Source organism: Thermus thermophilus (assembly GCF_019974155.1).
Lineage (GTDB): Bacteria > Deinococcota > Deinococci > Deinococcales > Thermaceae > Thermus > Thermus thermophilus_C.
Map to the genome: position 1 here is coordinate 1,169,461 of NZ_AP025158.1, position 24,042 is coordinate 1,193,502.

Here is a 24,042-nt window from a genome sequence, read left to right on the forward strand (position 1 = left end):
ACCAGGTGCCAAGAAACTTCCTGCTGCCATCCACATCTTTAGCGAGGTCTGCATGCTCTGGCCGCTTTGGAGCGAGTTCCTGCTCTCTTGGGCCCGAACCCGGCGTTACTGGTTCAACACGCTGGCCAACCTGGGGGGGAGCCTCCTCTACTTCTACGCGATCCTTTTGGGCTTTAGCCGGCTTACCCCCGAGGAGGCCCGCTTCTTGGACCCAGGCCCCCTGCTTCTGGTCTTCACGGCCTTCAACCTCACTTTGTTCACCTTCCAGTCCATCGCCTACACCGTCCAGGGCGAGGCGCAACTGGGGACCCTGGAACACATGGCCCTGGCCCGGGGAGGCCTCCTGCGCCAGCTCCTCCTTCGGGCCCTGGTGCAAAGCCTATTCGGGGTTCTCTGGAGCCTTTTGGTCCTCCTACCCTTGGCCTTGGCCTTCGGCGTGGCCCTAGGCCCCCTGGCCCGCTGGCCTTTGGGGTTCTTGCCCCTTTTCCTGGCCGCCTTGGGCTTCGGCCTCCTCATGGGGGCCACTGCCTTGTACTTCAAGCAGGTGGACGAGTTTTTCACCATCGTCCAGTTCCTCTTCCTGCCCTACTTCTTCTATCTGGTCCGGTTTGAGCCCTGGATGGCCCACCTGCCCTTTGCCCCGGGGGCCTACCTCCTCCGGCTCGCCTTCACAGGGGAGGAGGTTTCTCCGGGGCTTCTCCTCCTGGCCCTGGTCCAAGCCCTCCTCTTCCTCGGGGCGGGGCTTTTCGCCATGGCCTGGGTCTACGCGGCGGTGCGGCGGAGGGGCCTATTAGGGAGGTACTGATGCGGCTTTTGGTGCAGAACGTCCACAAGCGCTTCGGCAAGCTGGAGGCCCTCAAGGGGGTGAGCCTGGAGCTTGGGGCCGGGGAGATCCTGGGCCTTTTGGGCCCCAACGGGGCGGGCAAGACCACCCTCATCAAGGTCGTCCTCGGCCTCCTCCTCCCCGATGGGGGGGAGGTGGTCCTGGAGGAGGGCGGGGCGCGGCGCAGGCCCCAGGGCCACGAGTTCGGTGTCCTCCTGGAGGGAAGCCGCAACCTCTACGTCAACCTGAGCCTCCTGGTGAACGCCCTCTACTTCGGGGGCATCCGGGGGCTTCCCCCTAAGGAGGTCCGGCCCCGGTTTGAGGCCTGGCTGGAGCGCTTTGGCCTAAGGGACCGCCTCCACGCCCCCCTCGCCTCCCTCTCCCGGGGCATGCAGCAGAAGGCGGCCTTGGCCCTCGCCCTCGCCCTCAAGCCCCGCTTCCTCCTCCTGGACGAGCCCACCCTGGGCCTGGACCCCGTGAGCCGGAGGGAGTTTGAGGGGATCCTCCTGGAGCTCAAGAAGGAGGGCTGGGGCATCCTCCTCACCTCCCACGACCTCGAGGTGGTGGAGCGGGTGAGCGACCGCGTGGCCTTCCTCCACCGGGGCGAGGTGCGGCGGCAGGGCCCCACCCGGGCCCTCCTCCGGGACTGGGCCGGGGAGGGGTACCGGGTGCGCCTCGCCGAGCCCAAGGCGGAGGCCCTCCTCAAGGCCTTGGGCCCCGGCTGGAGTGCGGAAAGCCCCGAGGTCCTCTTCTTCCTGGGGCCGTGGGAGGCGCTGCGGGAGGCCTTGGGAACCCTCCCCGTGGAATGGAAGTGTTGGAGGTCTCCCGGGGGACGCCGAGCCTCGAGGCCCTCTTCCTCCACCTCTTCGGGGAGGCCCACCCTTTCCCCAGCGCATAACTTTGCGCTACCCTATCCCCATGCGCCTCCACCCCCGCACCGAGGCGGCCAAGGAGAGCATCTTCCCCAGGATGAGCCGGCTCGCCCAGCGCCTGGGCGCGGTGAACCTGGGCCAGGGGTTTCCCTCCAATCCCCCGCCTCCCTTCCTCCTGGAGGCGGTGCGGCGCGCTTTAGGCCGCTACGACCAGTACGCCCCCCCGGCGGGGCTTCCCGCCCTCCGGGAGGCCCTCGCCGAGGAGTTCGCCGTGGAGCCTGAGGGCGTGGTGGTCACCTCCGGGGCCACGGAGGCCCTTTATGTCCTCCTGCAAAGCCTCGTGGGCCCGGGGGACGAGGTGGTGGTGCTGGAGCCTTTCTTTGACGTCTACCTGCCGGACGCCTTCCTGGCGGGGGCCGAGGCCAGGCTTGTGCGCTTAGACCTCACCCCAGAGGGCTTCCGCCTGGACCTTTCCGCCCTGCAAGGGGCCCTCACCCCAAGGACCCGGGCCCTCCTCCTCAACACCCCCATGAACCCCACGGGGCTTGTCTTCGGGGAGAGGGAGCTTGAGGCCATCGCCCGCCTCGCGAGGGAGCACAACCTCTTCCTCATCTCCGACGAGGTCTACGACGAGCTCTACTACGGGGAAAGGCCAAGGCGCCTCCGGGAGTTCGCCCCCGAGCGCACCTTCACCGTGGGGAGCGCGGGGAAGCGCCTCGAGGCCACAGGCTACCGGGTGGGCTGGATCGTGGGGCCCAAGGAGTTCATGCCCCTTCTCGCGGGAATGCGGCAGTGGACGAGCTTCTCCGCCCCCACGCCCCTCCAGGCCGGGGTGGCGGAGGCCCTAAGGCTGGCGAGGCGCGAGGGCTTTTACGAGGCCCTGCGGGAGGGCTACCGGAGGCGGCGGGACCTCCTCGCCGGGGGGCTTAGGGCCATGGGGCTTAGGGTCTACGTCCCCGAGGGCACCTACTTCCTCATGGCCGAGCTTCCCGGGTGGGACGCCTTCCGCCTCGTGGAGGAGGCGCGGGTGGCCTTAATCCCCGCCTCGGCCTTCTACCGGGAAGACCCCCCTAAGGACCTCTTCCGCTTCGCCTTCTGCAAGGCCGAGGAGGAGCTTCACCTCGCCTTGGAGCGCCTGGGGCGTGTGGTAAACTCCGCCCTGTGAAGCCCAAAGTGGTCCAGTACCTGGAAGAAGGCGAGTTCCCCCTAGCGGAGGAAGAAGCCCTAAGGCTCTACCGGGCCATGCGGCGGGCCCGGTTTTTTGACGAGAAGGCCCTCACCCTCCAGCGCCAGGGGAGGCTTGGGGTCTACGCCCCCTTCATGGGCCAGGAGGCGGCCCAGGTGGGGGTGGCCCTGGCCCTGGAGGCGAAAGACTGGGTCGTCCCTTCCTACCGGGAAAGCGCCCTGCTCCTCGCCCGGGGGCTTCCCATCCACACCCTGATCCTCTACTGGCGGGCCCACCCCGCGGGCTGGCGCTTCCCCGAGGGGGTGCGGGCCGTGAACCCCTACATCCCCATCGCCACCCAGATCCCCCAGGCGGTGGGCCTCGCCCTGGCCGGGCGGTACCGGGGGGAGAACTGGGTGGTGGCCACCTCCATCGGGGACGGGGGGACGAGCGAGGGGGACTTCCACGAGGGGCTGAACTTCGCCGCGGTCTTCGGTGCCCCCGTGGTCTTCCTGGTGCAGAACAACGGCTACGCCATCAGCGTTCCCCGGTCCAAGCAGATGCGGGTGGACTACATCGCCCGGCGCGCCGAGGGGTACGGGATGCCCGGAGTGGTGGTGGACGGGAACGACGCCTTCGCCGTTTACCTCGAGGCCAAAAAGGCGGTGGAGCGGGCCCGCAAGGGGGAAGGCCCCACCCTCCTCGAGGCCCTCACCTACCGCCTCGCCCCCCACACCACCTCCGACGACCCCTCCCGCTACCGCTCCAAGGAGGAAGAGGAGGCCTGGCGGGCCAAGGACCCCATCCTCCGCCTGCGGAAGGCCCTGGAGGGGCGGGGCCTTTGGGACGAAGAGGCGGAAAGGGCGCTCCTACTTGAGCTTGAAGAGGAGTTCCAAAGGGAGCTCGCCCTGGCCGACGAGGCCCCCGAGCCCCGCCCCGAGGAGATCGTGGAGCACGTCTACAAGGAGATGGGCCCCGACCAAAAGCGGGCCTGGGAAGCCCTCAGGCGAGGCCTCCACGTGGAGGAGGTGGGCTGATGCGCGTCCTCAACATGGTCCAAGCCATCAACGAGGCCCTGGACCTGGCCCTCGCCCGGGACGAGCGGGTCCTGGTCTTCGGGGAGGACGTGGGGCGGCTCGGGGGGGTCTTCCGGGTCACGGAGGGCCTGCAGGCGAAGTACGGGGAGGGGCGGGTCTTTGACACGCCCCTGGCGGAAAGCGGCATCCTGGGCCTGGCCATCGGGCTCGCCATGGGGGGGATGCGGCCCGTGGCCGAGATCCAGTTCGCCGGGTTCCTCTACCCCGCCTTGGACCAGATCCTCTCCCACCTCGGCCGCTGGCGGCACCGCTCCCGGGGACGGGTGGGGCTTCCCGTGGTGGTGCGGGCCCCCTACGGCGGGGGCGTCCACACCCCGGAGCAGCACGCCGACTCCCCCGAGGCCCTCCTCGCCCACACCCCGGGGGTCAAGGTGGTAATCCCCTCAAGCCCCGATCGGGCCAAGGGGCTTCTCCTTTCCGCCATTGAGGACGAGGACCCGGTCTTCTTCCTCGAGGCCATCAAGCTCTACCGGGGGGCGAGGGCGGAGGTGCCGGAAGGGTACTACACCCTGCCCCTGGGGAAGGCCCGGGTCCTGAAGGAGGGGAAGGCCGCCACCCTCATCGGCTACGGGGGCATGGTGGAGGTGATGCTGGAGGCGGCGGAGGTGGCCCGGAAGGAGGGGGTGGAGGTGATGGTGGTGGACCTGGAGACCCTGGTCCCCCTGGACGAGGAGACCCTCCTCGAGGCCGTGCGGGAAACGGGCCGGGCCATCGTGGTCTACGAGGCCATGCGCACCGGGGGCTTCGGGGCGGAGATCGCCGCCCGCATCGCCGAAGGGGCCATAGATTACCTCCAGGCCCCCGTCCTCCGGGTGGCGGGCTACGACGCCCCCTACCCCCCCTTCAGCGCCATTGAGCACCTCTACCGGCCCAACGCGAGGAGGGTCCTCGCGGCCCTGAGAAAGGCGCTAACCTACTAGGGAGGAGGCCCCATGGTCAAGACCCGCCTGACGGCTGAAGAGTTCTTCGCCCTGCCTCTAGAGCGGGGGGAGCTTGTGGACGGGGAGGTCCGGGAGGAAATGCCGCCCAAGCCGGAGCACGGAAGGATCGCCGGTGAAGTGTTTTTCCGCATTCGCCTTTGGCTGGAGGAGACGAGGCGCGGCGTGGCCGGGGTGGAGGGGGGCTTCGTCCTCCGCCGGGACCCCGACCGGGTGCGAAGCCCCGACGTCTGGTTCCTCTCCCACGAAAGGCTCAAGGAGGTGGCCCGGGAGGGGTTCTACGAGGGGGCCCCGGACCTCGCCGTGGAAGTGGTCTCCCCCGGGGAGGAGGCGGAGGGGGTTTTGGCCAAGGTGCTGGACTACCTGGAGGCGGGGGCCAAGGCGGTGTGGCTCGTCTACCCCGAGCTCAAGGCGGTGGAGGTCTACGGCCAGGGCGGGGCGGGGAGGCTTTTAAGGTCCCACGAGGCGCTGGAAGGGGGAGAGGCCTTACCGGGCTTCCGGTTGCCCCTGGAGGCCCTTTTCCCCTAGTCGCCCAGGCGGATGAGGACCACCCCCACCGCCACCAGGGCGATGCCGAGCCACCCCTTGGGGGAGATGGCCTCCCCGAAGAAAAAGGCCCCGATGAGGGCAATGGCCGCCGTCCCCACCCCGGCCCAGACGGCGTAGGCCAGGCTCAGGGGAACGGTCTTTAAGGCGAGGCTCAGGAAGTAAAAGGCGAGGCCGTAGCCTCCCACCACCACGAGGCTCGGGAGGAGGCGGCTGAAGCCCTGGGAGGCCTTGAGGGCGCTGGAAGCCAGGACCTCGGAGAGGATGGCGAGGAAGAGGTAGGTCCACCCGCTCATCCCTCCGAGGCTACCTTTTCCCGGGGGAAAACCGCTAGAGTGGAGGGGATGGAGCGGCCCATCTCCGAGGCCTACTTCCAGGAGGCGAAGCGGCACATCCCGGGCGGGGTGAGTAGCCCGGTCAGGGCCTTCAAGGCCGTGGGGGGCACCCCGCCCTTCCTGGTGCGGGGCGAAGGGGCCTACGTGTGGGACGCGGACGGAAACCGCTACCTGGACTACGTGATGAGCTGGGGCCCCTTAATCCTGGGCCACGCCCACCCCAAGGTCCTCGCCCGGGTGCGGGAGACCTTGGAAAGGGGCCTCACCTTCGGGGCGCCAAGCCCCCTGGAAGTGGCCCTGGCCAAGAAGGTCAAGCGGGCCTACCCTTTTGTGGACCTGGTGCGCTTCGTGAACTCGGGGACGGAGGCCACCATGTCGGCCCTCCGCCTCGCCCGGGGGTATACGAATAGGCCCTACATCGTCAAGTTCCGGGGGAACTACCACGGCCACGCGGACGGCCTTTTGGTGGAGGCGGGCTCGGGGGCCCTCACCCTGGGGGTGCCTTCCTCCGCCGGCGTACCGGAGGAATACGCCAAGCTCACCCTGGTCCTGGAGTACAACGACCCCGAGGGCCTGCGGGAGGTCTTAAGGAGGCGGGGCGAGGAGATCGCCGCCATCATCTTTGAGCCGGTGGTGGGGAACGCCGGGGTCCTGGTCCCCACGGAGGAGTTCCTAAAGGCCCTCCACGAGGCCCGGGAGTTTGGCGTCCTCCTCATCGCCGACGAGGTGATGACGGGCTTCCGCCTGGCCTTCGGCGGGGCCACGGAGCTTCTTGGCCTTAAGCCCGACCTCGTCACCCTGGGGAAGATCCTGGGCGGGGGGCTTCCCGCCGCGGCCTACGCGGGGAGGCGGGAGATCATGGAGAAGGTGGCCCCCTTAGGCCCCGTCTACCAGGCAGGGACGCTTTCCGGGAACCCCTTGGCCATGGCGGCGGGGCTTGCCACCCTGGAGCTCTTGGAGGAGAACCCCGGCTACTACCGCTACCTGGAGGACCTGGGGGCCCGGCTGGAAAGGGGCTTGAAGGAGGTCCTTGCGCAAAAGGGCATCCCCCACGCGGTGAACCGGGTGGGCTCCATGATCACCGTCTTCTTCACGGAAGGCCCCGTGGTCACCTTCCAGGACGCCAAGCGCACGGACACGGAGCTCTTCAAGCGCTTCTTCCACGGCCTCTTGGACCGGGGCATTTATTGGCCTCCCTCCAACTTTGAGGCGGCCTTCCTCTCCGTGGCCCACACGGAGGAGGATGTGGAAAAGACCCTGGAGGCCCTAGAGGATGCCCTATAATGGGCGGGAGAGAGGAGCTTCTCGCCAGGGTCCGCGCCCGGGTCGCCAGGTGCTCCTGGGAAGATTTCCTGCGCCTGGCCGAGGCTTACGGCTTCTCCCTGCACGTGGGCAAGGGTAGCAGGAGGAGGCTCGTGCATTCCACAGGGGTAGTGGTCAGCGTCCACGAGCCCCACCCGCGGAGCAAACCCGTTCACCCTGAGGCGGTAAAAGCCCTTCTTAGGGCCATCCGGAGGCTTGAGGATGAGGCTTAAAGTCTTGGTGGAATACCATCCCGAGTTGGAAGGCGAGCACGAGCCCTACGTGGCCCGGATTTTGGACTACCCGGAGCTTCAGGGGTACGGCTTCACCCCGGAGGAAGCCCTTCAGGACGCGCTCGCCTTTTTGGAGGAGCACCTGGGCCGGCCCTTGAAGGTGATCCGGGAAGAGGTCCAGGTGGACGTGGCGTGAACCTCAAGGACCCCATCTGCGCCATCGCCACCCCCCCGGGGAAAGGAGCCATCGGGGTGGTGCGGCTTTCCGGGGAAGGCGCCCTGGAGATTGCCGCCAGGGTCTGGCGGGGCAAGGACCCCAGGCGCCTCAAGGGAGGGCGCTTCACCCTGGGGGAGGTGGTGGACCCCAGGACGGGGGAGGCCATTGACCAAGCCCTCCTCCTCGTCTTCCGCGCCCCCCGTTCCTACACGGGGGAGGACCTGGTGGAGTTCCAGACCCACGGCTCTTTGGCGGTGCTCCGCCGGGTGATGGAGGTCCTGGTGGCGGAAGGGGCAAGGCCCGCGGGGCGCGGGGAGTTCACCTTTCGCGCCTACATGAACGGCAAGCTGGACCTGGCCCAGGCGGAGGCGGTCTTGGCCCTCGTGGAGGCGGAAGGGGAGCTTGCCCGGAGGCAGGCCCTGAGGGCCTTGGAGGGGGCCCTTTCCCGCCGGATTGAGGCCTTGGAGAACCGGCTTCTGGACCTCCTCGCCCACATCCAGGCCCTTTTGGACTACCCCGAGGAGGGGGTGGAGCCCTTGGAGGCGGAAAGGACCATCCGGGAGGTCCTCGCCGAGGTGGAGGCCCTCCTCGCCCAGGCCAAGGCCTCCCGCCTGGCGCAAAAGGGGGCTAGGCTTGCCCTCATCGGGGCCCCCAACGCCGGGAAAAGCTCCCTTCTGAACGCCCTTCTGGGCTACGAGCGGGCCCTCGTTTCCCCCATCCCGGGCACCACCCGGGACTACCTCGAGGCCCCCCTGGAGCTCTTCGGCATCCCCCTGGTGGCCGTGGACACCGCCGGGGTGCGGGAGACGGAGGACCCCTTGGAGCGGATGGGGGTGGAGAGGGCCCTGAGGATCGCCGAGGAGGCCGACCTCGTCCTCTACGTGGTGGACCGCTCCCAGCCCAAGCCCGCCCCGCCCCCCCTGCCCTGGGCGAGGACGCTGAAGGTGGCCACCAAGAGCGACCTCCCCCCGGCCTGGGAGGACCCGGAGTTCCTCCCCGTCTCCAGCCTCACGGGAGAGGGTCTGGACCGGCTCAAGGAGGCCCTAAGGGAGGCCCTTTTGGGGAGGGAGGGGGGAGAGGTGCTCCTCACCGAGCGCCAGGTGGAAGCCCTCCTCAGGGCCAAAGCGCGCCTGGAAGAGGCCCTTGCCCTCCCCGAGGACCTCATGGGCCTCGCCCTGGAGGAGGCGGCCTGGGCCCTCGCCCTCCTCACGGGCAAGGAGGTGGCCGAGGAGGTGGTGGCCCGGGTCTTCCAGAACTTCTGCGTGGGGAAGTGATACCACCCCATACCGGCTTACGCCCCTTTGGCAAAAGCCAAAGGGGCGTCCCTAGTGGCGGAAGTGGCGCACGCCGGTGAAGACCATGGCGATCCCCGCCTCCTCCGCCGCCCGGATGGAGTCCCCGTCCCGCACACTCCCCCCGGGCTGGATGATGGCGGCGACGCCGTAGGAGGCGGCGAGGCGCACCACGTCGTCAAAGGGGAAGAAGGCGTCGGAGGCCAAGACGGCGCCCTTGGCCCTTTCCCCGGCGGCCTCTAGGGCGTGCCGGGCGGCGGCCAGGCGGTTCGTCTGCCCCACCCCGATCCCCAAGGTCTGGCCCCCCTTGGCCACCACGATGGCGTTGGAGCGCACGTGCTTCACCACCTTCCAGGCGAAGCGGAGGTCGGGCCACTCCTCCGGGGTGGGAGCCCTTTGTGTGACCACCTTGGGCTCCACGGGGTCCTCGGTGTCCGCGTCCTGGAGGAGGACCCCGCCCCGGAGGCGCCTCAGGTCCAGGTAAGGCCCTTGGGCAAGGAAGGGCACCTGGAGGAGGCGGAGGTTCTTCTTCCTGGCGAGGACCGCCCGGGCCTCGGGGCTAAAGGAGGGAGCGAGGACCACCTCCAGGAAGACCTCCGCCAGGGCCTCCGCCGTGGGGCCGTCCAGGGGGCGGTTGAAGGCCACGATGCCGCCGAAGATGGAGACGGGATCGGCCTCGTAGGCCTTCCGGTAGGCCTCCAGGGGGGTCTCCCCCAGGGCCACGCCGCAGGGGTTCTGGTGCTTCACGGCCACGCAGGCGGGCTCGGCGAACTCGGACACCAGGTTCCAGGCGGCCTCGGCGTCCAGGTAGTTGTTGAAGCTCATGGCCTTCCCCTGAAGCACCTGGGCCTCGAGGAGAGGCCCCCTCTCCCCCACCACCCGGTAAAGCGCCGCCTCCTGGTGGGGGTTCTCCCCGTAGCGCAAGGCGGCCTCCCGCCTGAGGGCCAAAAGCTTCTCCTCGGGGAACTTCTCCCCGGAAAGCCACTCGGCGATGGCGGCGTCGTAGAGGGCGGTGTGGGCGAAGGCCTTGCGGGCGAGCTTTCGGCGGAAGTCCGGGGAGGGCCCCGCCTTGAGCGCCTCCAGGACCTGGGGGTAGTCCTCGGGATCGCACACGGGAAGCACCGCCTGGTGGTTCTTGGCCGCCGCCCGGAGCATGGCGGGGCCCCCGATGTCAATCTGCTCCAGGGCCTCCTCCAAAGAGGCCCCCCGGGCCACCGTCTCCCGGAAGGGGTAGAGGTTCACCGCCAAGACCCCGATGCGCTCCAACCCCAAGGCCTTAAGCTCCTCCTCCTGGTCCGGACGGGCGAGGAGGGCGGCGTGCACCTTGGGGTGGAGGGTCTTGACCCTCCCCTCCAGGATCTCGGGAAAGCCGGTGAACTCGGAGATATAGGTCACGGGAAGCCCCGCCTCGCGGAGGGTGCGGTAGGTCCCCCCTGTGGCGAGGAGGCGGAAGCCGAGCTCCGCAAGCCCCCGGGCAAAGTCCACGATCCCCCGCTTGTCCGCGACGGAAAGAAGGGCCCACATGGACCGCATTCTACCGGCCGAACTTGGCCTTGAGGGCCCTAAGGGTCGCCGGGGGTACGAGCTTGGAGACGTCCCCCCCATAGCGGGCGATCTCCTTGACCATGGTGCTGGAGACGAAGGAGTAGCGGGTGGCGGCGAGGATGAAGAGGGTCTCGAGGCCCGGGTAGAGCTGGCGGTTCAGGTGGGCCATCTGGAGCTCGTACTCGTAGTCGGACACCGCCCTAAGCCCCTTCACGATGGCCTGGGCCCCCACCCGGCGCACGAAGTCCACGAGGAGGCCGGAGAAGGTGGCCGCCTCCACGTTGGCCAGGTGGGCCGTGGCCTCCCGAATGATGGCCAGGCGCTCCTCGGCGCTGAAGAGGTACTGGCCCCGTTTGCTCGGGTTCTCCAGGACGGCCACGGTCACCTTCTCAAAGAGCCGGCTCGCCCGCTGGATCACGTCCAGGTGGCCGTTGGTCAGGGGGTCAAAGCTCCCAGGGTAGACCACGTGCATCTAGACCTCCACCAGGGTGAGGGCGTTCTCCCCGTAGACCCGCCGCTCCCCTAAGGGGAGGTAGAGGTCCTTGGGGTGCTGGAGGACGTAAAGCCCCCCCGCCTCCACCAGGCCGCTTGCGAGAAGCTCGCCGAAGAGGGCGGCGAGGTCCATGGCGTACGGCGGGGCCATGAAGGCCACGGTGAACCGCTCCCCCCGGGCCTTGGCCTCGGGGAGGAAGACCTCCACCGGAAGGGCCACCACCCGGGCCCCGAGGCCCGTGCGGCGCACGTTCTCCTTGAGGAGCTGGACCGCCTCGGGGTCCTTTTCCACCAACACCGCCTCCCAACCCTCGCTGGCGGCCTCGAGGCCCACGGCCCCGCTCCCCGCGAAGAGGTCCAGGAAGCGCCCCCGCCGCGGGTAGCGGAGGCGGAGGTAGTCAAAGAGGGCCTTCCTCAGCCGCACCGGGGAAGGACGGGCCGAGGCGGGCACCTTCAGGGCCACGCCCCGGGCCTTGCCGCCCAAGATCCGCACCACGCCCTTCAGCTTACCGCCCCGAGGAGGCTTCGCAAACCCCACCCGAAAGCAGAAAGCCGGCCTTTAGGCCGGCCCTTGGTCGGGGAGACTGGATTTGAACCAGCGACCCCCTCGTCCCGAACGAGGTGCGCTACCGGGCTGCGCTACTCCCCGCAGCGCCCTCCAGTATAGGCAGAAGGGCGCCTTTTGTCTAGCATGGGGGCATGGCCGCCGCGGTCCTTGCGGGCTACCTCATGGGAAGCCTTCCCTTCGCCTTCTGGTTCGCCGCCCTCCAGGGCAAAGGGTGGTCGGGGAGGGAGCCGCTTTGGCGCCTCGGCCCCGTCCCCGCGGGCCTCGTCCTCCTCCTGGACTTCGCCAAGGGGGTCTTCGCCGTGGCCCTGGGGGAGTTTCTGGCCCGGGACTACACCGGGGGCCTGGCGGCGGGGGCCGCCGCGGCCTTCGCCCACGCCTTAAGCCCCTGGCTCGGCCTCCGGCGGGCGGGAAGCCTCCTCGCCCCCCTGGGCGTCCTCTTCGCCGTGGACCCGAGGCTCCTCCTCCTGGCGGGCCTTCCCGCCGGCGTCCTCCTCCTCGCCGGCCGCCAAGCCTACCCCGCCCTCCTCGCCTTCGCCCTGGCCCTGCCCCTCGCCGCCCTCCTCCTCGGCGGAGGACAAGCCCACCTGCTCTTTGCCCTCGCCCTCAGCCTGGCCCTCCTTTGGCCCCCCCGGTGAGCTGGGCCAGGACCGCCTTCAAGGCCCTTTCCAGGTCCTCGAGGCTCCCCGTGTTCTCCAAGACCCAGGTGGCCCGCCTGCGCTTCTCCTCCTCGGGCATCTGGGCCCGCTCCCGGGCCAGGACCTCCTCCCGGGAAAGCCCCGAGCGGGCCATCACCCGCCTCACCCGCACCTCCAAGGGGGCCGTCACCAAGAGGGTTCCGTGGAGCCTCCCCTCCCACCCCTTCTCAAAGAGGAGGGGGACCTCCAGGAAGACGAGGGGGGCCTCGAGGCGGGAAAGCTCCTCCCCAAGAAGCCGGCCCACCTCCGGGTGGACCACGGCCTCGAGGGCCTTGAGCTTCTCCGGGTCGGAAAAGACGAGCCGGGCGAGGGCCCTCCGGTCCAGGCGCCCTTCCGGGAAGGCCTCGGGGAAGAGGCGCCTAAGCTCCGCCTCCTTGTTCTCCCGGGCCCGGGCGGCGAGGGCGTCCAGGTCCAAGACGGGATAGCCCCAGGCCCTGAGGAGGGCGGCCACGGTGCTCTTGCCGCTGCCGATGTTCCCGGTGATGCCGATAATGATGGGGTGCTCCGGCTGATCCGCCATATGGACTTCCCCTTTTATACCCCCAAGGACGCCTTCCCCGTGGGCGGGGCGGTGCGGGACCTCCTCCTGGGAAGGCGCCCCAAGGACCTGGACTACGCCGCCTTGGACCCGCAAAAGGCGGCCGAGGAGGCGCAAAGGCGCCTCGGGGGAAGCCTCTTTCCCCTGGACCCCGAGCGGGGCCACTTCCGCCTGGTGGTGGGGGAAAGGACCCTGGACTTCACCCCCTTGGAGGGAACCCCGGAAGGGGACCTCCTCCGGCGGGACTACCGCCTAAACGCCCTCCTCTGGAAGGGGGGCGCGGTCTTCGGCCTAGAGGGGGTGGAGGAGGACCTGAGGCGGCGCCTCCTCGTCCCCGTGCGGGAGGAAAACCTCTACCAGGACCACCTCCGGAGCCTCCGGGGGGTGCGCCTTTCCGCCACCTTGGGCTTCGGGCTTCCCCGGAGGACCCGGGAGGCCCTTGGCCGCCACGCCCGGTTCCTCCAGGCCCACCCCGAGGCCATTCCCGCGCGGGAGCGGGTGAGGGAGGAGCTTGCGCGGCTCCTCCTCTCCCCAAAGGCGGCCTACGGCCTCCGCCTTCTGGAGAGGGTGGGGCTCCTTGGGGTCTACCTCCCCGAGCTCGCCCTCCTCGTGGGCCTCCACCAAGGCGGGGTGCACCACCTCCCCGTTTGGGAGCACACCTTGAGCGTGGTCTTCCACCTCCTCTGGCTCTGGCCCGAGGCCCCCCTCGAGGCCCGCCTCGCCGCCCTCTTCCACGACGTGGGCAAGCCCCTCACCCGCCGCTTTGACCCCGAGGTGGGCCGCTTCCGCTTCCTGGGCCACGCCGAGGTGGGGGCGGAGATCGCCCGGGCAAGCCTCCTTTGGCTCCGCTTCCCCAAGGAGGCGGTGGAGCGGGTGGCGGGCCTCGTGCGCCGCCACATGGACCGCCCCCCCGAGGAGAGGAAGGCCCTCCGCCGCTTCCTCCTGAAGCGCCAGGACCTCCTCCCCGACCTCGTCTACCTCATGGCGGCGGACCGCCTGGCGGCGAAGGGCGTGGAGGCCGAGGCCTGGGAGGTGCTCGGGCGCTACGGGGAGGCCCTGAAAGACCCCCTGCCGCAAAGGCCCCTCCTCTCCGGGGAGGAGGTGATGGCCCTTCTGGGCCTGCGGGAAGGCCCCGAGGTGGGAAGGGCCCTGAAGGCCCTCCTCGAGGCCCAGGCGGAGGGCCGGGTGGGGACCGAGGAGGAGGCCCGGGCCTTTCTCCTATATTGGAAGGGTGGAAGGGAGGCTCAGGCTTCGGGAACCCCAGATCACCCCCGTTGAGGGGGGCTTTCTGGTCTCCGACCCCTACGGGGTCTACGAGAAGCCCCTGGCCCTCACCGAGGGCGGGCTTTTCCTCCTCTCCCTCATGGAGGGGAGGACCCTGGAGGAGGTGCAGGAGGAGGTGTTCAAGCGCCACGGGGTCCTGGTGCCGAGGAAGGAGCTGGAAGAGCTGGCGAAGGCCCTGGAGGAGGCGGGCCTCCTCCTCACGGAAAGGGTGGAGGCGAGGCTTAGGGAGGAGGAAGAGAGGCTCAGGCGGGAGCGGCCCATGCGCCTCGCCGGGCTTTCCTACCCCAAGGGAGAACGGGAGGCCCGGGCCTTCCTCGAGGCCTTCCGGGCGAGCTACCCGGGGGAAGGAAGGGAAGCGAAGGTCCTCCTCATGCCCCACCTGGAGCCAAGCCGGGTCCCCGAGGTCTACGGGGCGGCCCTCGCCGCCTTGGAGAAGACCCCGCCCCCTGAGCGCGTCTACCTGGTGGGGGTCGCCCACAGGCCGCTTAAGGAGAGGGCCGCCGCCCTTCCCGTGCCCTTCCAGACCCCCTTCGGCCCCGCCCTGCCGGACCTTCCCGCCCTCCAGGCCCTGGACGCCCTCCTTCCCTTTGAGCTCTTCAACACGCCCCTCGCCTTCCGGGAGGAGCACAGCCTGGAGCTTCCCCTCTTCTTCCTGAAGGGGCGGTTCCCCGAGGCCCGCGTCCTTCCCCTCCTCGTGGGGCGGCGAAGCCCGGAGCTCGGGGAGGCCCTCAAGGTGGTCCTGCGGGACTTCCCGGGGCTTCTCGTTCTCGCCGTGGACCTCTCCCACGTGGGGCCCCGCTTCGGGGACCCTCCCCTCACCCGCCCCCTGGCGGAGGAGGCGAGGCGGCGGGACCTGGGCTTCCTGGAACGGATCGCGGAAGGGGCGCCGGAGGCCGCCCTCGCCCTCCTCGGGGAAAACCCCACCCGCATAGACGGGGTGGAGGTGGTGGCAAGCCTCCTCCCCCTCCTCCGGGGAAGGAGGGGCGAGGTCCTGGCCCACCGCCTGGACCTCGAGGCCCCCACCCTAAGCGCCGTGGGGGCGGGGACCCTGGTCCTCTAAAGAGCCCCAGAGTCGGGAACGACGCGAAGGGGCGGGCGCCGGGCCGTCCAGCCCCCCGTGAAGCGCGCCCGGGCCCCTTTTCTGGGAGCCCTTCCCTCTAGGGCGCGCCCCTTTCTACATGGGGGCTTTGGTGGCGGTGCGGCACGATCCAGAGATGCGGGCCTTCTACCACCGCTTGCTTTCCCGAGGGAAGACAAAAAAGCAGGCGCTCTTGGCCGTGGCCCACAAGCTCCTCAGGCGGATGATGGGGCGGCTCAGGGAGTACTACGCCGGTCAGCCAGCCCAAGGGGTGGCTTGACAGGCAAGACAGTATCAATCCCCTTACGGGGCTCAAGCTCTTGCAACCCCGTGGGCCCGCAGGGTCCCGGGGTGGGCTATTACTGGTCGCAATCCCCTTACGGGGCTCAAGCTCTTGCAACCGGGCGGATGAAGCCATCCGCCCGGTCGCCCTTCCCTGGGGGTCGCAATCCCCTTACGGGGCTCAAGCTCTTGCAACGCCTACCACGTGGCCCTCCTCAGGCCCAAAAGCGGCCTCTAGTCGCAATCCCCTTACGGGGCTCAAGCTCTTGCAACGCTCCTTCGTGGTCCTCCGGGGCCGGTACCGCCTGGAGAGCTAGTCGCAATCCCCTTACGGGGCTCAAGCTCTTGCAACTGCGGAGGCGGGCGCGCCGGAGCGGGAGGACGGAGGTGGTCTAGTCGCAATCCCCTTACGGGGCTCAAGCTCTTGCAACTCTACCCCCCTCAGAACCCCGTCCTGGACGGCACCGCTAGAGGGGGGGTTTGTGAGAAAGATGAAGCTTGGAATATGCACACGGCGAATAACGGGGGTTTTCGGGGGTTTGTGCCGATGAAAAGCCACGGGAGGAAGGGGCGATGAGAAGGGGAAAACGCATATTCACCTTCGGCAAGGAGAAAACTGGCTTTCAAGGTCCCCACCCGGAGGTCCGGGTTAGGGGGAGTATAGCACACACCGCAACGTTGGGCCAGGTCAAAATTTCGGTGAAGAAAGGGCTCCTGCACTGAGCTTTGTTTTTCAAAGTTCAAAGAAAGCCAGTTGCATCGTAATTTTGCTGACAAGTATAGCCAAGGCCCGCCCTATCGCCAGAGGCAAAAGGGGGTGTAGCGGCCCCGTCCCAAAAGGGCCGCCTTCAGCCGCTGGGCCTGCACTCCCCCAGGGGGTTGCAGAACCCCAGGGGGTGGGCACTTAGCGGCGCCGCTTCCTGCGGGCCCGGGTCCTCGCCGGGTGGGACTCTTGGGGCTCCTTGGGGGTCCACTCGCCGAAGTAGATGGTGTTCACCGTGGCCCGTTCGGGACGGGTGTCCCGGGTCCTGTCCTTGGGGGGTCCTACCACTTTGCGCATATCCTCCTCCTTTTCCTTCTTCCTTTTGCCTGGGGTCTTGACCTCTCCTTGGGCTTCCACGTAGGGCACCAGGTCCACCTGGCGAAGCCTGGGGTTGGCGGCGGCGATGACCACCTCCATCTCGTCCCCCAGGCGGATCCTCTTCCCCTTGGGGCCGAGGAGGGCCATGGCCTCCTCGCTGTAGGTGTAAGGCCCCAGGGCCTCGAGGCGCACCAGGCCCTCCACCCCGTTGGGCAGGGTCACGAAGGCCCCGAAGTTCGCCACCCCCGTGACCTTCCCCAAAAAGCGCTCCCCCACGTGGAGCTCGGCCCACTTGGCCATGTAGTACTTGGTGAGCTCCCTCTCGGCGGCCTCCGCCTTCCTTTCCATCTCCGAGGCGTGCTCGGCGATGGCGGGAAAGGCCTCTTGCCACCGCGCCCTCCGCGCCGGGGTGAGGGTGCGGCGCAGGGCGGCCTTGAGCACCCGGTGGACCACCAGGTCCGGGTAGCGGCGGATGGGGCTCGTGAAGTGCAGGTAGTGCTCCATGGCGAGGCCGAAGTGGCCCAGGTTCTCCGCGGCGTAGCGGGCGAGGCGCAAGGAGCGGAGGACGAGGTAGGCCACCACGGGCTCCTCCGGGCGGCCCCGCGAGGCGAGGAGGGCCTTTTGCAGGGCGTGGCCGGAAAGCTTGGGGGGGAGGGTATAGCCCAGGCGGGCCAGGGCCTGGCGGAGCTTCTCGTAGGCGTCCTGGACCGGCTCCTCGTGGACGCGGAAGAGGCCGGGAAGGCCCTTTTGCACCAGGTACTCCGCCACCAGCCGGTTGGCGAGGAGCATCAGCTCCTCAATGAGGCTTCGGGCCTTGGGCTCCGCCTGGGGGATGAGGTGGAGCTCCCCCTCTTCCCCCACCTCCACCTTCACCTCGGGGAAGCCGAAGTCCAAGGCGCCCTCCTTTAGGCGCTTCTCCCGCATCCTCTGGGTGAGGTCCAGAAGGAGCCTCAGGTCCTCCGCCAGGAAGGCGTGCTCCTCGGGAAGGCCGAACCCCTCGGCGAAGGCCTCCACCTCGGTGTAGGTGAGGCGGGCCACGCTCCGGATGACCCCTTCCCGGAAGCGGACCCGCTTGACCTTTAGGTCCTCCGTGAGGTCCACGAGGACGGAGAGGACCAGGCGGTCCTCCCCCGGCCTCAAGGAGCAGACCCCGTTGGAAAGCCTTTCGGGAAGCATGGGGAGGACCCGCCCCGGGAGGTAGACGCTGGTGCCCCTCAAGAAGGCCTCCTGGTCCAGGGGGCTTCCCTCCTTCACGTAGTGGGAGACGTCGGCGATGTGGACCCCGATGCGGTAGCCCCCGGGCAGGCGCTCCACGTGGATGGCGTCGTCAAAGTCCTTGGCGTCCACCCCGTCTATGGTGAAGACGCGAAGGCCCCTGAAGTCCTCCCGCCTCGCAAGCTCCGCCTCGGGGATCTCCAGGGGGATGGCCTCCGCCTCCCTCAGCACCTCCTCGGGGAACTCGGCGCGGAGGCCGTACTTGGCGATGACGGCCTCCGTCTCCGTCTCGGGGGCCTCCCCCTCCCCCAGGTACGCCAGGAAGGTCCCGTAGGGGCGCTTGCCGTAGTGGACCTGGACCACGATGCGGCTTCCCCGCTTTAGGCCCTCAAGCCCCTCGGGGGCGAGGGGAAGCTCCGGGAGGTTGGGCTCGTCGGGGAGGAGAAGGGCGCAGCCTTTCCGGAAGTCCAGGGTCCCCACGAGCCGCTCCCGTGCCCGCTTGAGGACCCGCTCCACCACCCCCCAAGGCCTCCCGTCCCGCCCCGGGGGCATGACGCGGGCCTCCACCAGGTCGCCCGGCCAGGCGTCCTGGGTGTACCCCGGGGGGATGAAGAGGTCCCCCTCGGGGAGGCGGACGAAGCCGTACCCGTCCCGGTGGAGGCTTAGGGGCCCCTGGACCCGGTTGGCCAGGAAGTACCGGCTTCCCTTCTTCTCCAGAAGCCCCCGCTCCACCAAGGCCTTGAGGTGGGCCTTGGCCTCCCGCTTCTCCAGGCCGAACCGGTGCAGGATCTCCTCCAGCCGGTGCGGCCTTCCCGTCCTCTTGAAAAACTCCAAAAGCGCTTCCTGCATCCTAACCTAGAAGGCCCTCGAGGGCCTTTTCCGTGGCCTTAAGGGCCTCCGCAAAGACGGCGAGGGCCTCGTCCACGTGCTCCTTGCCGATGATGAGGGGGGGCTCGAGGCGCACCACCTTGGGGTTATTCAGGCCGAAGGCGGTGAGGACCCCCCTCTCCGCCATCTCCGCCACCACCAGGGCGCCGATGTCGGCGTCCGTGAACTCCACGCCCAGCATGAGCCCCCGGCCGCGCACGTCCTCAATGAGGTGGGGGTGCTCCTCCTTGAGGGCCTTTAGCCCCGCCATCAGGTGGCGGCCGAGCTCCAGGGCCCGGCCCGGCAGGTCCTCCTCCAGGGTGACCTCAATGGCCGCAAGGGCGGCGGCCGCGGCCAGAGGGTTCCCCCCGAAGGTGGAGGAGTGGAAGAGGGGGTTAGTCTTGAAGACCTCAAAGACCTCCCGCCGCCCCACGCAGGCCCCGATGGGCATCACCCCGCCCCCCAGGGCCTTGGCCAGGGTCATGAGGTCCGGGGAAACCCCCTCCCAGTCCACCCCGAAGAGCTTACCCGTGCGCCCGAGGCCGGTCTGCACCTCGTCGGCGATCATGAGGACGCCCTTCTCCCGGGTAAGCTCCCGCACGCCCCTCAGGTACCCCTCGGGGGGCACCCGGATCCCCCCTTCGCCCTGGATGGGCTCCACGATCACGGCGGCGGTGTCCTCGTCTATGGCCTCCTCCAGGGCCTTCAGGTCCCCGTAGGGCACCGCCTTGACCCCGGGGAGGAGGGGCCTTGCGGGGTCCTGGTACTCGGGCTTGGGGGTGAGGGAGAGCGCCCCCATGGTCTTGCCGTGGAACCCCCCCTGGGTGGTGATGATCCCCGGCTTCCCGGTGTAGGCCCGGGCGAGCTTAATGGCGGCCTCCACCGCCTCGGCCCCGGAGTTGCCGAAGAAGACCATCTCCAGGCCCTCGGGGGTGATCTCGGCGAGCCTTGCGGCGAGCCTGGCCGTGGGCTCCGAGACCAGGACCCGCACGGACATGGGCATGCGGTCAAGCTGCCGCTTCACCGCCTCCACCACCTTGGGGTGGCGGTGGCCCAGGTTCAGGGTGCCGTAGAGGCCTAGGAAGTCCAGGTAGCGCTTGCCCTGGGTGTCCCAGACGTAAGGGCCTTCGGCGTGGGACTCCACCCGGTCTAGCCCGGTGAAGCGGAGAAGCCCGGCGAGGCCTGGGTTGATGTGCCGCTCAAAGAGGGTGAAGGCGTCCAAGTCCATGCCCCAATGCTACCTTAAGTGTAGCACGCTCAAGGCCCGGTAGAGGTCCTCCGGGATGCGGGCCGCCCTTCCCCCCACCTGGCAGAGGTGACGGGTGAAGCCCTCGGCCAAAAGGACCCCCTCCCGCTCCACCCGGTAGCGGAAGAGGAGGGCCCGGGAGGAAAGCTCGGCGAGGCGGGTCCGGACCTCCACCTCCTCCCCGAAGCGCGCCGGGGCGCGGAAGGTGAGGCCGAGCTCCACCACGGGGAAGAAGACCCCCCTCGCCTCCACGAGGTGGTAGGGAAGCCCCGCCCTTTCCAGGAAGTCCACCCGGGCGGCCTCGAGGTAGACGGCGTAGACCGCGTGGTGGACCACGCCCATCTGGTCCGTCTCGGCGTAGCGGACTTTTATGCGGGTGAGGCTCTCCACGGCAGGAACTCCAGGCGGGGGAGGCGGCGCAGGCGCACCCTCCGGGCAAGGGCGGCCACAAGCCGGCGCTCGGCCCGGGAAAGGGCCCGCAGGGCCCCCTCTTCCTCCCGGAAGGCCTCCACGTAGACCGAAAGGATGCTCCCGTCCTCCGAAAGGCGCACCGCCTCCACGGTGAGGAGGAAGAGCCTAGGGTCCTCGAGGGCCTGGATCTCCTCCGCGAGGGCGCGCTTCAACCGGGCCTCGAGGTGGGCCTTGCCGTAAGCCATGGCCTGGGGCCTCCACGCCCCAGGCCTATTCTAAGGCTCCCCGCGTGGGGTTTCCACGGGCGCCTTCCGGTCCGGGCAAGGGCGCTTAGCCTTCCAGGACCTCGAGGCCGGGCAGGGTGCCCTTTTCCAGGAACTCCAGGCTCGCCCCGCCCCCGGTGGAGACGTGGCCGAAGCGCTCTTTAAGGCCCAGGCGGTTCACCGCCGCCACGGAGTCGCCCCCGCCCACCACGGTGAAGGCCCCCTCGAGGCTCGCGATGGCCCGCCCCACGGCCAGGGTCCCCTCGTCAAAGGGAGGCACCTCAAAGACCCCCATGGGCCCGTTCCAGAAGACCGTCCTCGCCCCCTCCAGGGCCCGGGCGAAGGCCTCCCGGGTCTTGGGGCCGATGTCCAGGCCCATGTAGGGGACGGGGATGGCCCGGGCCGGGAAGACCCGGGTCTCCACCCCAGCCTCAATGCGCTCCGCCGCCACCACGTCCTCGGGGAGGTAGACCCTAACCCCCAAGGCCTCGGCCCGCCCCAAGAGGTCCTTGGCCAGGTCCAGCCGGTCCTCCTCCACCAAGCTCTTCCCCACCTCTCCCCCTAGGGCCTTGAGGAAGGTGAAGGCCATGGCCCCGCCGATGAGGAGGCGGTCTATGCGGGGAAGGAGGCTCTCAATGACCCCGATCTTGTCCGAGACCTTGGCCCCGCCGAGCACCACGGCGTAGGGCCTTTCCGGGTCCTGAAGGAGGCGGGAGAGGGCCTTCACCTCCTTCTCCATGAGGAAGCCCGCGTAGGCGGGGAGAAGCCTCGCCACCCCCACCACGCTGGCGTGGGCCCGGTGGGCGCTCCCGAAGGCGTCCAGGACGAAGGCCTCCCCGAGCCGGGCGTAGCGGGCGGCAAGCTCCGGGTCGTTCTTCTCCTCCCCCGGCTCAAAGCGCACGTTCTCCAGAAGGAGAACCTCCCCGGGCCTCAGGGCCTCCGCCTCCCTAAGGGCCTCCTCCGAGCCCGGGGGGAAGGGGGCGAAGCGGGCTTCGGGAATGTGGGCCTTCAGGGCCTCCCCCACGGGGGCCAGGGAGTGCTTGGGGTCCGGGCCCTTGGGGCGGCCCAGGTGGGAGAGGAGGACGAGGGAAGCCCCGCCCTCCAGGAGGTGGCGGAGGGTGGGGAGGCTTTCCAGGATGCGGGTCTCGTCCTGGACCTTCCCCCCTTGGATGGGGACGTTATAGTCCACCCGCACCAGGACCCGCTTGCCCTTGGGGTCCAGGTCCAAAAGGGTGCGCATCTAGACCCCCTTCTTCAGGACGAGCTCCACCAGGTCGGCCACCCGGTTGGCGTAGCCCCACTCGTTGTCGTACCAGGCGAAGACCTTGACCAGGTTGCCGATGGCCTTGGTGAGCTTGCCGTCCACGATGGAGGAGTGGGGGTCCATGACGATGTCCTGGAGGACGATCTCGTCCTCGGTGTAGGCGAGGATGCCCTTCAAGGGGCCCTCGGCCGCGGCCTTGAGGGCGGCGTTCACCTCCTCGGCGGTCACCTCCCGCTTGAGGAGGGCGGTGATGTCGGAGATGCTCCCTGTGGGCGTGGGCACCCTTAGGGCCATCCCGTCAAACCGCCCCTTGAGGGAGGGAAGGACCAAGGCGGTGGCCTTGGCCGCCCCCGTGGTGGTGGGGATGATGTTGATGGCGGCGGCCCGGGCCCGGCGCAGGTCCTTGTGGGGCAGGTCCAGGAGGCGCTGGTCGTTGGTGTAGGAGTGGACCGTGGTCATGAGGGCCTTCTCCACGCCGAAGGCCTCCTCCAGGACCTTCATCACCGGGGCCAAGGAGTTCGTGGTGCAGCTGGCGTTGGAGAGGATGTGGTGCCTGGCGGGGTCGTACTGCTCGTGGTTCACCCCGAGGACCACGGTGATGTCCTCCCCCTTGGCGGGGGCGGTGATGATCACCTTCTTGGCCCCGGCCTCGAGGTGGGCCCGGGCCTTCTCCCCGTCGGTGAAGACCCCCGTGGACTCCACCACCACCCCCACCCCCGCCTCCTTCCAGGGGATCTCCCTGGGGTCCTTGATCGCCGTGGCCCGGATGGCCTTCCCGTCCACGTAGAGGTTTTCCTCGTCGTAGCCCACCTCCCCGGGGAAGCGGCCGTAGGTGGAGTCGTACTTCAACAGGTGGGCCAGGGTCTTGTTGTCCGTGAGGTCGTTGACCAAGGCCACCTCCACGCCCCTTTCGTGGAGGATCCTGAAAACCTGCCGCCCGATCCTGCCGAATCCGTTGATACCGACCTTCATGCCTACACCTCCTCCGGGCCAGTATACCCCTTAGCCCCCGCCTTGACACGTCAACCGAAAACCCATAGCTTGGTTGACGACCCGCCTAGGGCGGGGAAAGGAGGCGAAAGCGTGAAGACCGAGGTGTTGCCCTACACCCCCCTTATGAAGACCCTCTGGCCCCAAAGGACCCTGGCCCGGGACCTCCTCCTCATCCTTGCAGGAAGCCTCTTCGTGGCCCTCACCGCCCAGATCGCCCTTCCCCTCCCCTTCACCCCGGTCCCCATCACCGGCCAGACCCTGGGCGTCCTCCTGGTGGGGGCGGCCCTGGGAAGCCGCCTGGGCTTCCTCGCCCTCCTCGCCTACCTCCTGGAGGGGGCCATGGGCCTCCCCGTCTTCGCCGGGGGCACGGGCGGGATCGCCAGGATCCTCGGCCCCACCGGGGGCTTCCTCTTGGCCTTTCCTCTGGCGGCGGGCCTGGTGGGGCTTCTGGTGGAGCGCTTCGGCCTGGACCGGGGCTTCTTCGGCACCCTCCTCGCCATGCTCCTGGGGAACGCCCTCCTTTACCTCGTGGGGCTTCCCTGGCTTGCCGCCTGGCTCATGGGTGCGGGGAAGTTCACCGGGGTTGAGGGGCTCCTCGCCATGGGGCTTTTCCCCTTCATCCCCGGGGACCTGGTGAAGGCGGTGTTGGCCGCCCTCCTCCTCCCCACCGCCTGGCGCTTCCTGGGCCGGAAGTGATCCTGGCCCTAGCCCATCTCGCCAAGCGGGAACGCCTAAGGGAGTTCCTTCAAGCCCTCCGCCCCCTGGTCCAGGAGGCCAAGGAGCGGGGGGCGGGGCTTTTGCTCCTCCCCGAGCTCGTCCTGGGCAAACGGGAAGACCCCGGGCTTTCCCAGGCCCTTAGGGAGCTTGCGGAAGAGGCAAGGCTTCTCCTCCTTGCGGGGCACCTTGCGGAAGGGGAAAACCGCCTGCAGGCCTTCCCCCAAGGCCCCGCCTACGCCAAGCTCCACCTCTACCGGGCGGAAGGGGAAGAGGGGGACGAGGGCCTCCGCCCTGGGAAAAGGCCCGTCCTCCTCCCCTGGGGAGGAAAGGTCTTCGGGCTTGCCCTCTGCTACGACCTGGACTTCCCCGAGCTCTTCCGGGCCTACGCCCTCAGAGGGGCGCAGGGGTTTTTGGTAGGGGCGGCCTGGCCCGGGGCCTACGCCGGGCTTTTGGAGGTCCTCGCCCGGGCCCGGGCGGCGGAGAACCAGGCCTACCTCTTCCTGGCAAGCCGCGCGGACACGGGAAGCCCCTCCCTCTTCGTCGCCCCCGACGGGCGGGTCCTGGCGCGGAAGGAGGAGGAAGGCCTCCTCGTGGCCGAGCCCGATTGGGCCTTTTTGGAGGCCTACCGCAAGAAGTACCCCCTCCTCCAGCACCGCCGGGAAGACCTCCACCGGCTTTGGTAA

Annotated in this window: 26 protein-coding genes, 1 tRNA gene, 1 pseudogene and 1 CRISPR repeat array; of the genes and pseudogenes, 16 read left to right on the plus strand and 12 right to left on the minus strand. The window is 69.1% G+C overall.

The features are described 5' to 3' along the window. Positions 1-52: 52 nt before the first annotated feature. The 6 genes from TthTMY_RS06290 to TthTMY_RS06315 are packed head-to-tail and all read left to right on the plus strand — an operon-like array spanning position 53 to position 5,423. Positions 53-805, plus strand: coding sequence for an ABC transporter (locus TthTMY_RS06290; protein ID WP_223903092.1), 753 nt, complete (start codon positions 53-55; stop codon positions 803-805). Further along, on the plus strand, positions 805-1,977 hold the full coding sequence (locus tag TthTMY_RS06295; RefSeq protein ID WP_223903093.1) for an ABC transporter ATP-binding protein: 1,173 nt from the start codon (positions 805-807) through the stop codon (positions 1,975-1,977). Before TthTMY_RS06290 ends, TthTMY_RS06295 begins: the two co-directional genes overlap by 1 nt. Beyond that, complete coding sequence (locus TthTMY_RS06300) at positions 1,880-2,860, plus strand: pyridoxal phosphate-dependent aminotransferase (RefSeq protein ID WP_223903094.1); 981 nt, start codon at positions 1,880-1,882, stop codon at positions 2,858-2,860. The genes TthTMY_RS06295 and TthTMY_RS06300 overlap by 98 nt, the downstream gene beginning before the upstream one ends. Further along, the gene (gene pdhA / locus TthTMY_RS06305; RefSeq protein ID WP_096410666.1) at positions 2,857-3,897 is read left to right on the plus strand and encodes a pyruvate dehydrogenase (acetyl-transferring) E1 component subunit alpha; all 1,041 of its coding nucleotides are present in this window, start codon (positions 2,857-2,859) and stop codon (positions 3,895-3,897) included. The genes TthTMY_RS06300 and pdhA overlap by 4 nt, the downstream gene beginning before the upstream one ends. Then, entirely contained in the window at positions 3,897-4,877 is a 981-nt protein-coding gene (locus TthTMY_RS06310; RefSeq protein ID WP_223903095.1) for an alpha-ketoacid dehydrogenase subunit beta, read from the plus strand. The genes pdhA and TthTMY_RS06310 overlap by 1 nt, the downstream gene beginning before the upstream one ends. Positions 4,878-4,889: 12 nt before the next feature. Further along, the gene (locus TthTMY_RS06315) at positions 4,890-5,423 is read left to right on the plus strand and encodes a Uma2 family endonuclease (protein ID WP_096410667.1); all 534 of its coding nucleotides are present in this window, start codon (positions 4,890-4,892) and stop codon (positions 5,421-5,423) included. Here the strand turns inward: TthTMY_RS06315 and TthTMY_RS06320 are convergent. Beyond that, positions 5,420-5,737, minus strand: a complete 318-nt coding sequence (locus TthTMY_RS06320) for a DMT family transporter (protein WP_096410668.1) — start codon at positions 5,735-5,737, stop codon at positions 5,420-5,422. The genes TthTMY_RS06315 and TthTMY_RS06320 overlap by 4 nt on opposite strands. Before the next feature lie 48 nt (positions 5,738-5,785). On the opposite strand from TthTMY_RS06320, the gene hemL reads away from it, so the two are divergent. The 4 genes from hemL to mnmE are packed head-to-tail and all read left to right on the plus strand — an operon-like array spanning position 5,786 to position 8,802. After that, on the plus strand, positions 5,786-7,060 hold the full coding sequence (gene hemL / locus TthTMY_RS06325; RefSeq protein ID WP_096410669.1) for a glutamate-1-semialdehyde 2,1-aminomutase: 1,275 nt from the start codon (positions 5,786-5,788) through the stop codon (positions 7,058-7,060). Continuing rightward, positions 7,060-7,311 carry a type II toxin-antitoxin system HicA family toxin gene (locus tag TthTMY_RS06330; RefSeq protein WP_096410670.1) on the plus strand — a complete coding sequence of 84 codons (252 nt, stop codon included), beginning with the start codon at positions 7,060-7,062 and terminating at the stop codon, positions 7,309-7,311. The genes hemL and TthTMY_RS06330 overlap by 1 nt, the downstream gene beginning before the upstream one ends. Then, positions 7,301-7,507 carry a hypothetical protein gene (locus TthTMY_RS06335; protein ID WP_096410671.1) on the plus strand — a complete coding sequence of 69 codons (207 nt, stop codon included), beginning with the start codon at positions 7,301-7,303 and terminating at the stop codon, positions 7,505-7,507. The genes TthTMY_RS06330 and TthTMY_RS06335 overlap by 11 nt, the downstream gene beginning before the upstream one ends. Further along, positions 7,504-8,802 (plus strand): tRNA uridine-5-carboxymethylaminomethyl(34) synthesis GTPase MnmE, encoded by a 1,299-nt coding sequence (mnmE, locus tag TthTMY_RS06340; RefSeq protein WP_096410672.1) that lies wholly within the window; start codon positions 7,504-7,506, stop codon positions 8,800-8,802. Before TthTMY_RS06335 ends, mnmE begins: the two co-directional genes overlap by 4 nt. 51 nt (positions 8,803-8,853) lie before the next feature. Here the strand turns inward: mnmE and purH are convergent, their stop codons facing one another. The 4 genes from purH to TthTMY_RS06360 form a co-directional block, all read right to left on the minus strand. Continuing rightward, entirely contained in the window at positions 8,854-10,344 is a 1,491-nt protein-coding gene (gene purH / locus TthTMY_RS06345) for a bifunctional phosphoribosylaminoimidazolecarboxamide formyltransferase/IMP cyclohydrolase (RefSeq protein ID WP_223903096.1), read from the minus strand. 10 nt (positions 10,345-10,354) lie between these two features. Continuing rightward, on the minus strand, positions 10,355-10,837 hold the full coding sequence (gene coaD / locus TthTMY_RS06350; RefSeq protein WP_096410673.1) for a pantetheine-phosphate adenylyltransferase: 483 nt from the start codon (positions 10,835-10,837) through the stop codon (positions 10,355-10,357). Then, positions 10,838-11,353, minus strand: coding sequence for an RsmD family RNA methyltransferase (locus TthTMY_RS06355; RefSeq protein ID WP_172844620.1), 516 nt, complete (start codon positions 11,351-11,353; stop codon positions 10,838-10,840). Positions 11,354-11,429: 76 nt separating this feature from the next. Beyond that, positions 11,430-11,506: transfer RNA gene (locus TthTMY_RS06360), tRNA-Pro, on the minus strand. Positions 11,507-11,556: 50 nt separating this feature from the next. Between TthTMY_RS06360 and TthTMY_RS06365 the strand changes: the two genes are divergently transcribed. Next, the gene (locus TthTMY_RS06365; protein ID WP_096410675.1) at positions 11,557-12,060 is read left to right on the plus strand and encodes a glycerol-3-phosphate acyltransferase; all 504 of its coding nucleotides are present in this window, start codon (positions 11,557-11,559) and stop codon (positions 12,058-12,060) included. Here the strand turns inward: TthTMY_RS06365 and coaE are convergent. Beyond that, complete coding sequence (coaE, locus tag TthTMY_RS06370; RefSeq protein WP_096410676.1) at positions 12,029-12,640, minus strand: dephospho-CoA kinase; 612 nt, start codon at positions 12,638-12,640, stop codon at positions 12,029-12,031. The two genes, TthTMY_RS06365 and coaE, sit on opposite strands and share 32 nt — an antisense overlap. Here coaE and TthTMY_RS06375 point away from each other — a divergent pair, their 5' ends adjacent. The 3 genes and pseudogenes from TthTMY_RS06375 to TthTMY_RS06385 all read left to right on the plus strand — a co-directional run. Then, positions 12,641-13,936 carry an HD domain-containing protein gene (locus TthTMY_RS06375; RefSeq protein WP_096410677.1) on the plus strand — a complete coding sequence of 432 codons (1,296 nt, stop codon included), beginning with the start codon at positions 12,641-12,643 and terminating at the stop codon, positions 13,934-13,936. Further along, complete coding sequence (amrB, locus tag TthTMY_RS06380; protein WP_172844621.1) at positions 13,890-15,002, plus strand: AmmeMemoRadiSam system protein B; 1,113 nt, start codon at positions 13,890-13,892, stop codon at positions 15,000-15,002. Before TthTMY_RS06375 ends, amrB begins: the two co-directional genes overlap by 47 nt. Before the next feature lie 94 nt (positions 15,003-15,096). Next, a pseudogene (locus TthTMY_RS06385) lies at positions 15,097-15,300 on the plus strand (IS110 family transposase); the annotation flags it as partial. Positions 15,301-15,310: 10 nt separating this feature from the next. Beyond that, a CRISPR array of direct repeats spans positions 15,311-15,733; the repeat unit is 37 nt; unit sequence GGTCGCAATCCCCTTACGGGGCTCAAGCTCTTGCAAC. 473 nt (positions 15,734-16,206) lie between these two features. On the opposite strand, the gene rnr reads toward TthTMY_RS06385, so the two are convergent. The 6 genes from rnr to gap all read right to left on the minus strand — a co-directional run bounded on the left by rnr (position 16,207) and on the right by gap (position 22,621). Beyond that, on the minus strand, positions 16,207-18,447 hold the full coding sequence (gene rnr, locus TthTMY_RS06390) for a ribonuclease R (protein WP_223903097.1): 2,241 nt from the start codon (positions 18,445-18,447) through the stop codon (positions 16,207-16,209). Between the two features lies 1 nt (position 18,448). Beyond that, positions 18,449-19,693, minus strand: coding sequence for an aspartate aminotransferase family protein (locus TthTMY_RS06395; RefSeq protein WP_096410678.1), 1,245 nt, complete (start codon positions 19,691-19,693; stop codon positions 18,449-18,451). 9 nt (positions 19,694-19,702) lie between these two features. Beyond that, entirely contained in the window at positions 19,703-20,101 is a 399-nt protein-coding gene (locus tag TthTMY_RS06400; protein WP_096410679.1) for an acyl-CoA thioesterase, read from the minus strand. Beyond that, positions 20,080-20,367: a ribosome-binding factor A gene (locus TthTMY_RS06405; protein ID WP_096410680.1), complete on the minus strand. Its 288-nt coding sequence runs from the start codon at positions 20,365-20,367 to the stop codon at positions 20,080-20,082. The genes TthTMY_RS06400 and TthTMY_RS06405 overlap by 22 nt, the downstream gene beginning before the upstream one ends. Before the next feature lie 85 nt (positions 20,368-20,452). After that, positions 20,453-21,625: a phosphoglycerate kinase gene (locus TthTMY_RS06410; RefSeq protein WP_223903098.1), complete on the minus strand. Its 1,173-nt coding sequence runs from the start codon at positions 21,623-21,625 to the stop codon at positions 20,453-20,455. Further along, the gene (gene gap, locus TthTMY_RS06415; RefSeq protein WP_096410681.1) at positions 21,626-22,621 is read right to left on the minus strand and encodes a type I glyceraldehyde-3-phosphate dehydrogenase; all 996 of its coding nucleotides are present in this window, start codon (positions 22,619-22,621) and stop codon (positions 21,626-21,628) included. Positions 22,622-22,732: 111 nt separating this feature from the next. Here gap and TthTMY_RS06420 point away from each other — a divergent pair, with 111 nt between their 5' ends. Both TthTMY_RS06420 and TthTMY_RS06425 read left to right on the plus strand, forming a co-directional pair. Continuing rightward, positions 22,733-23,338 (plus strand): biotin transporter BioY, encoded by a 606-nt coding sequence (locus tag TthTMY_RS06420; RefSeq protein WP_172844622.1) that lies wholly within the window; start codon positions 22,733-22,735, stop codon positions 23,336-23,338. After that, positions 23,335-24,042, plus strand: coding sequence for a carbon-nitrogen hydrolase family protein (locus TthTMY_RS06425; protein ID WP_096410682.1), 708 nt, complete (start codon positions 23,335-23,337; stop codon positions 24,040-24,042). The genes TthTMY_RS06420 and TthTMY_RS06425 overlap by 4 nt, the downstream gene beginning before the upstream one ends.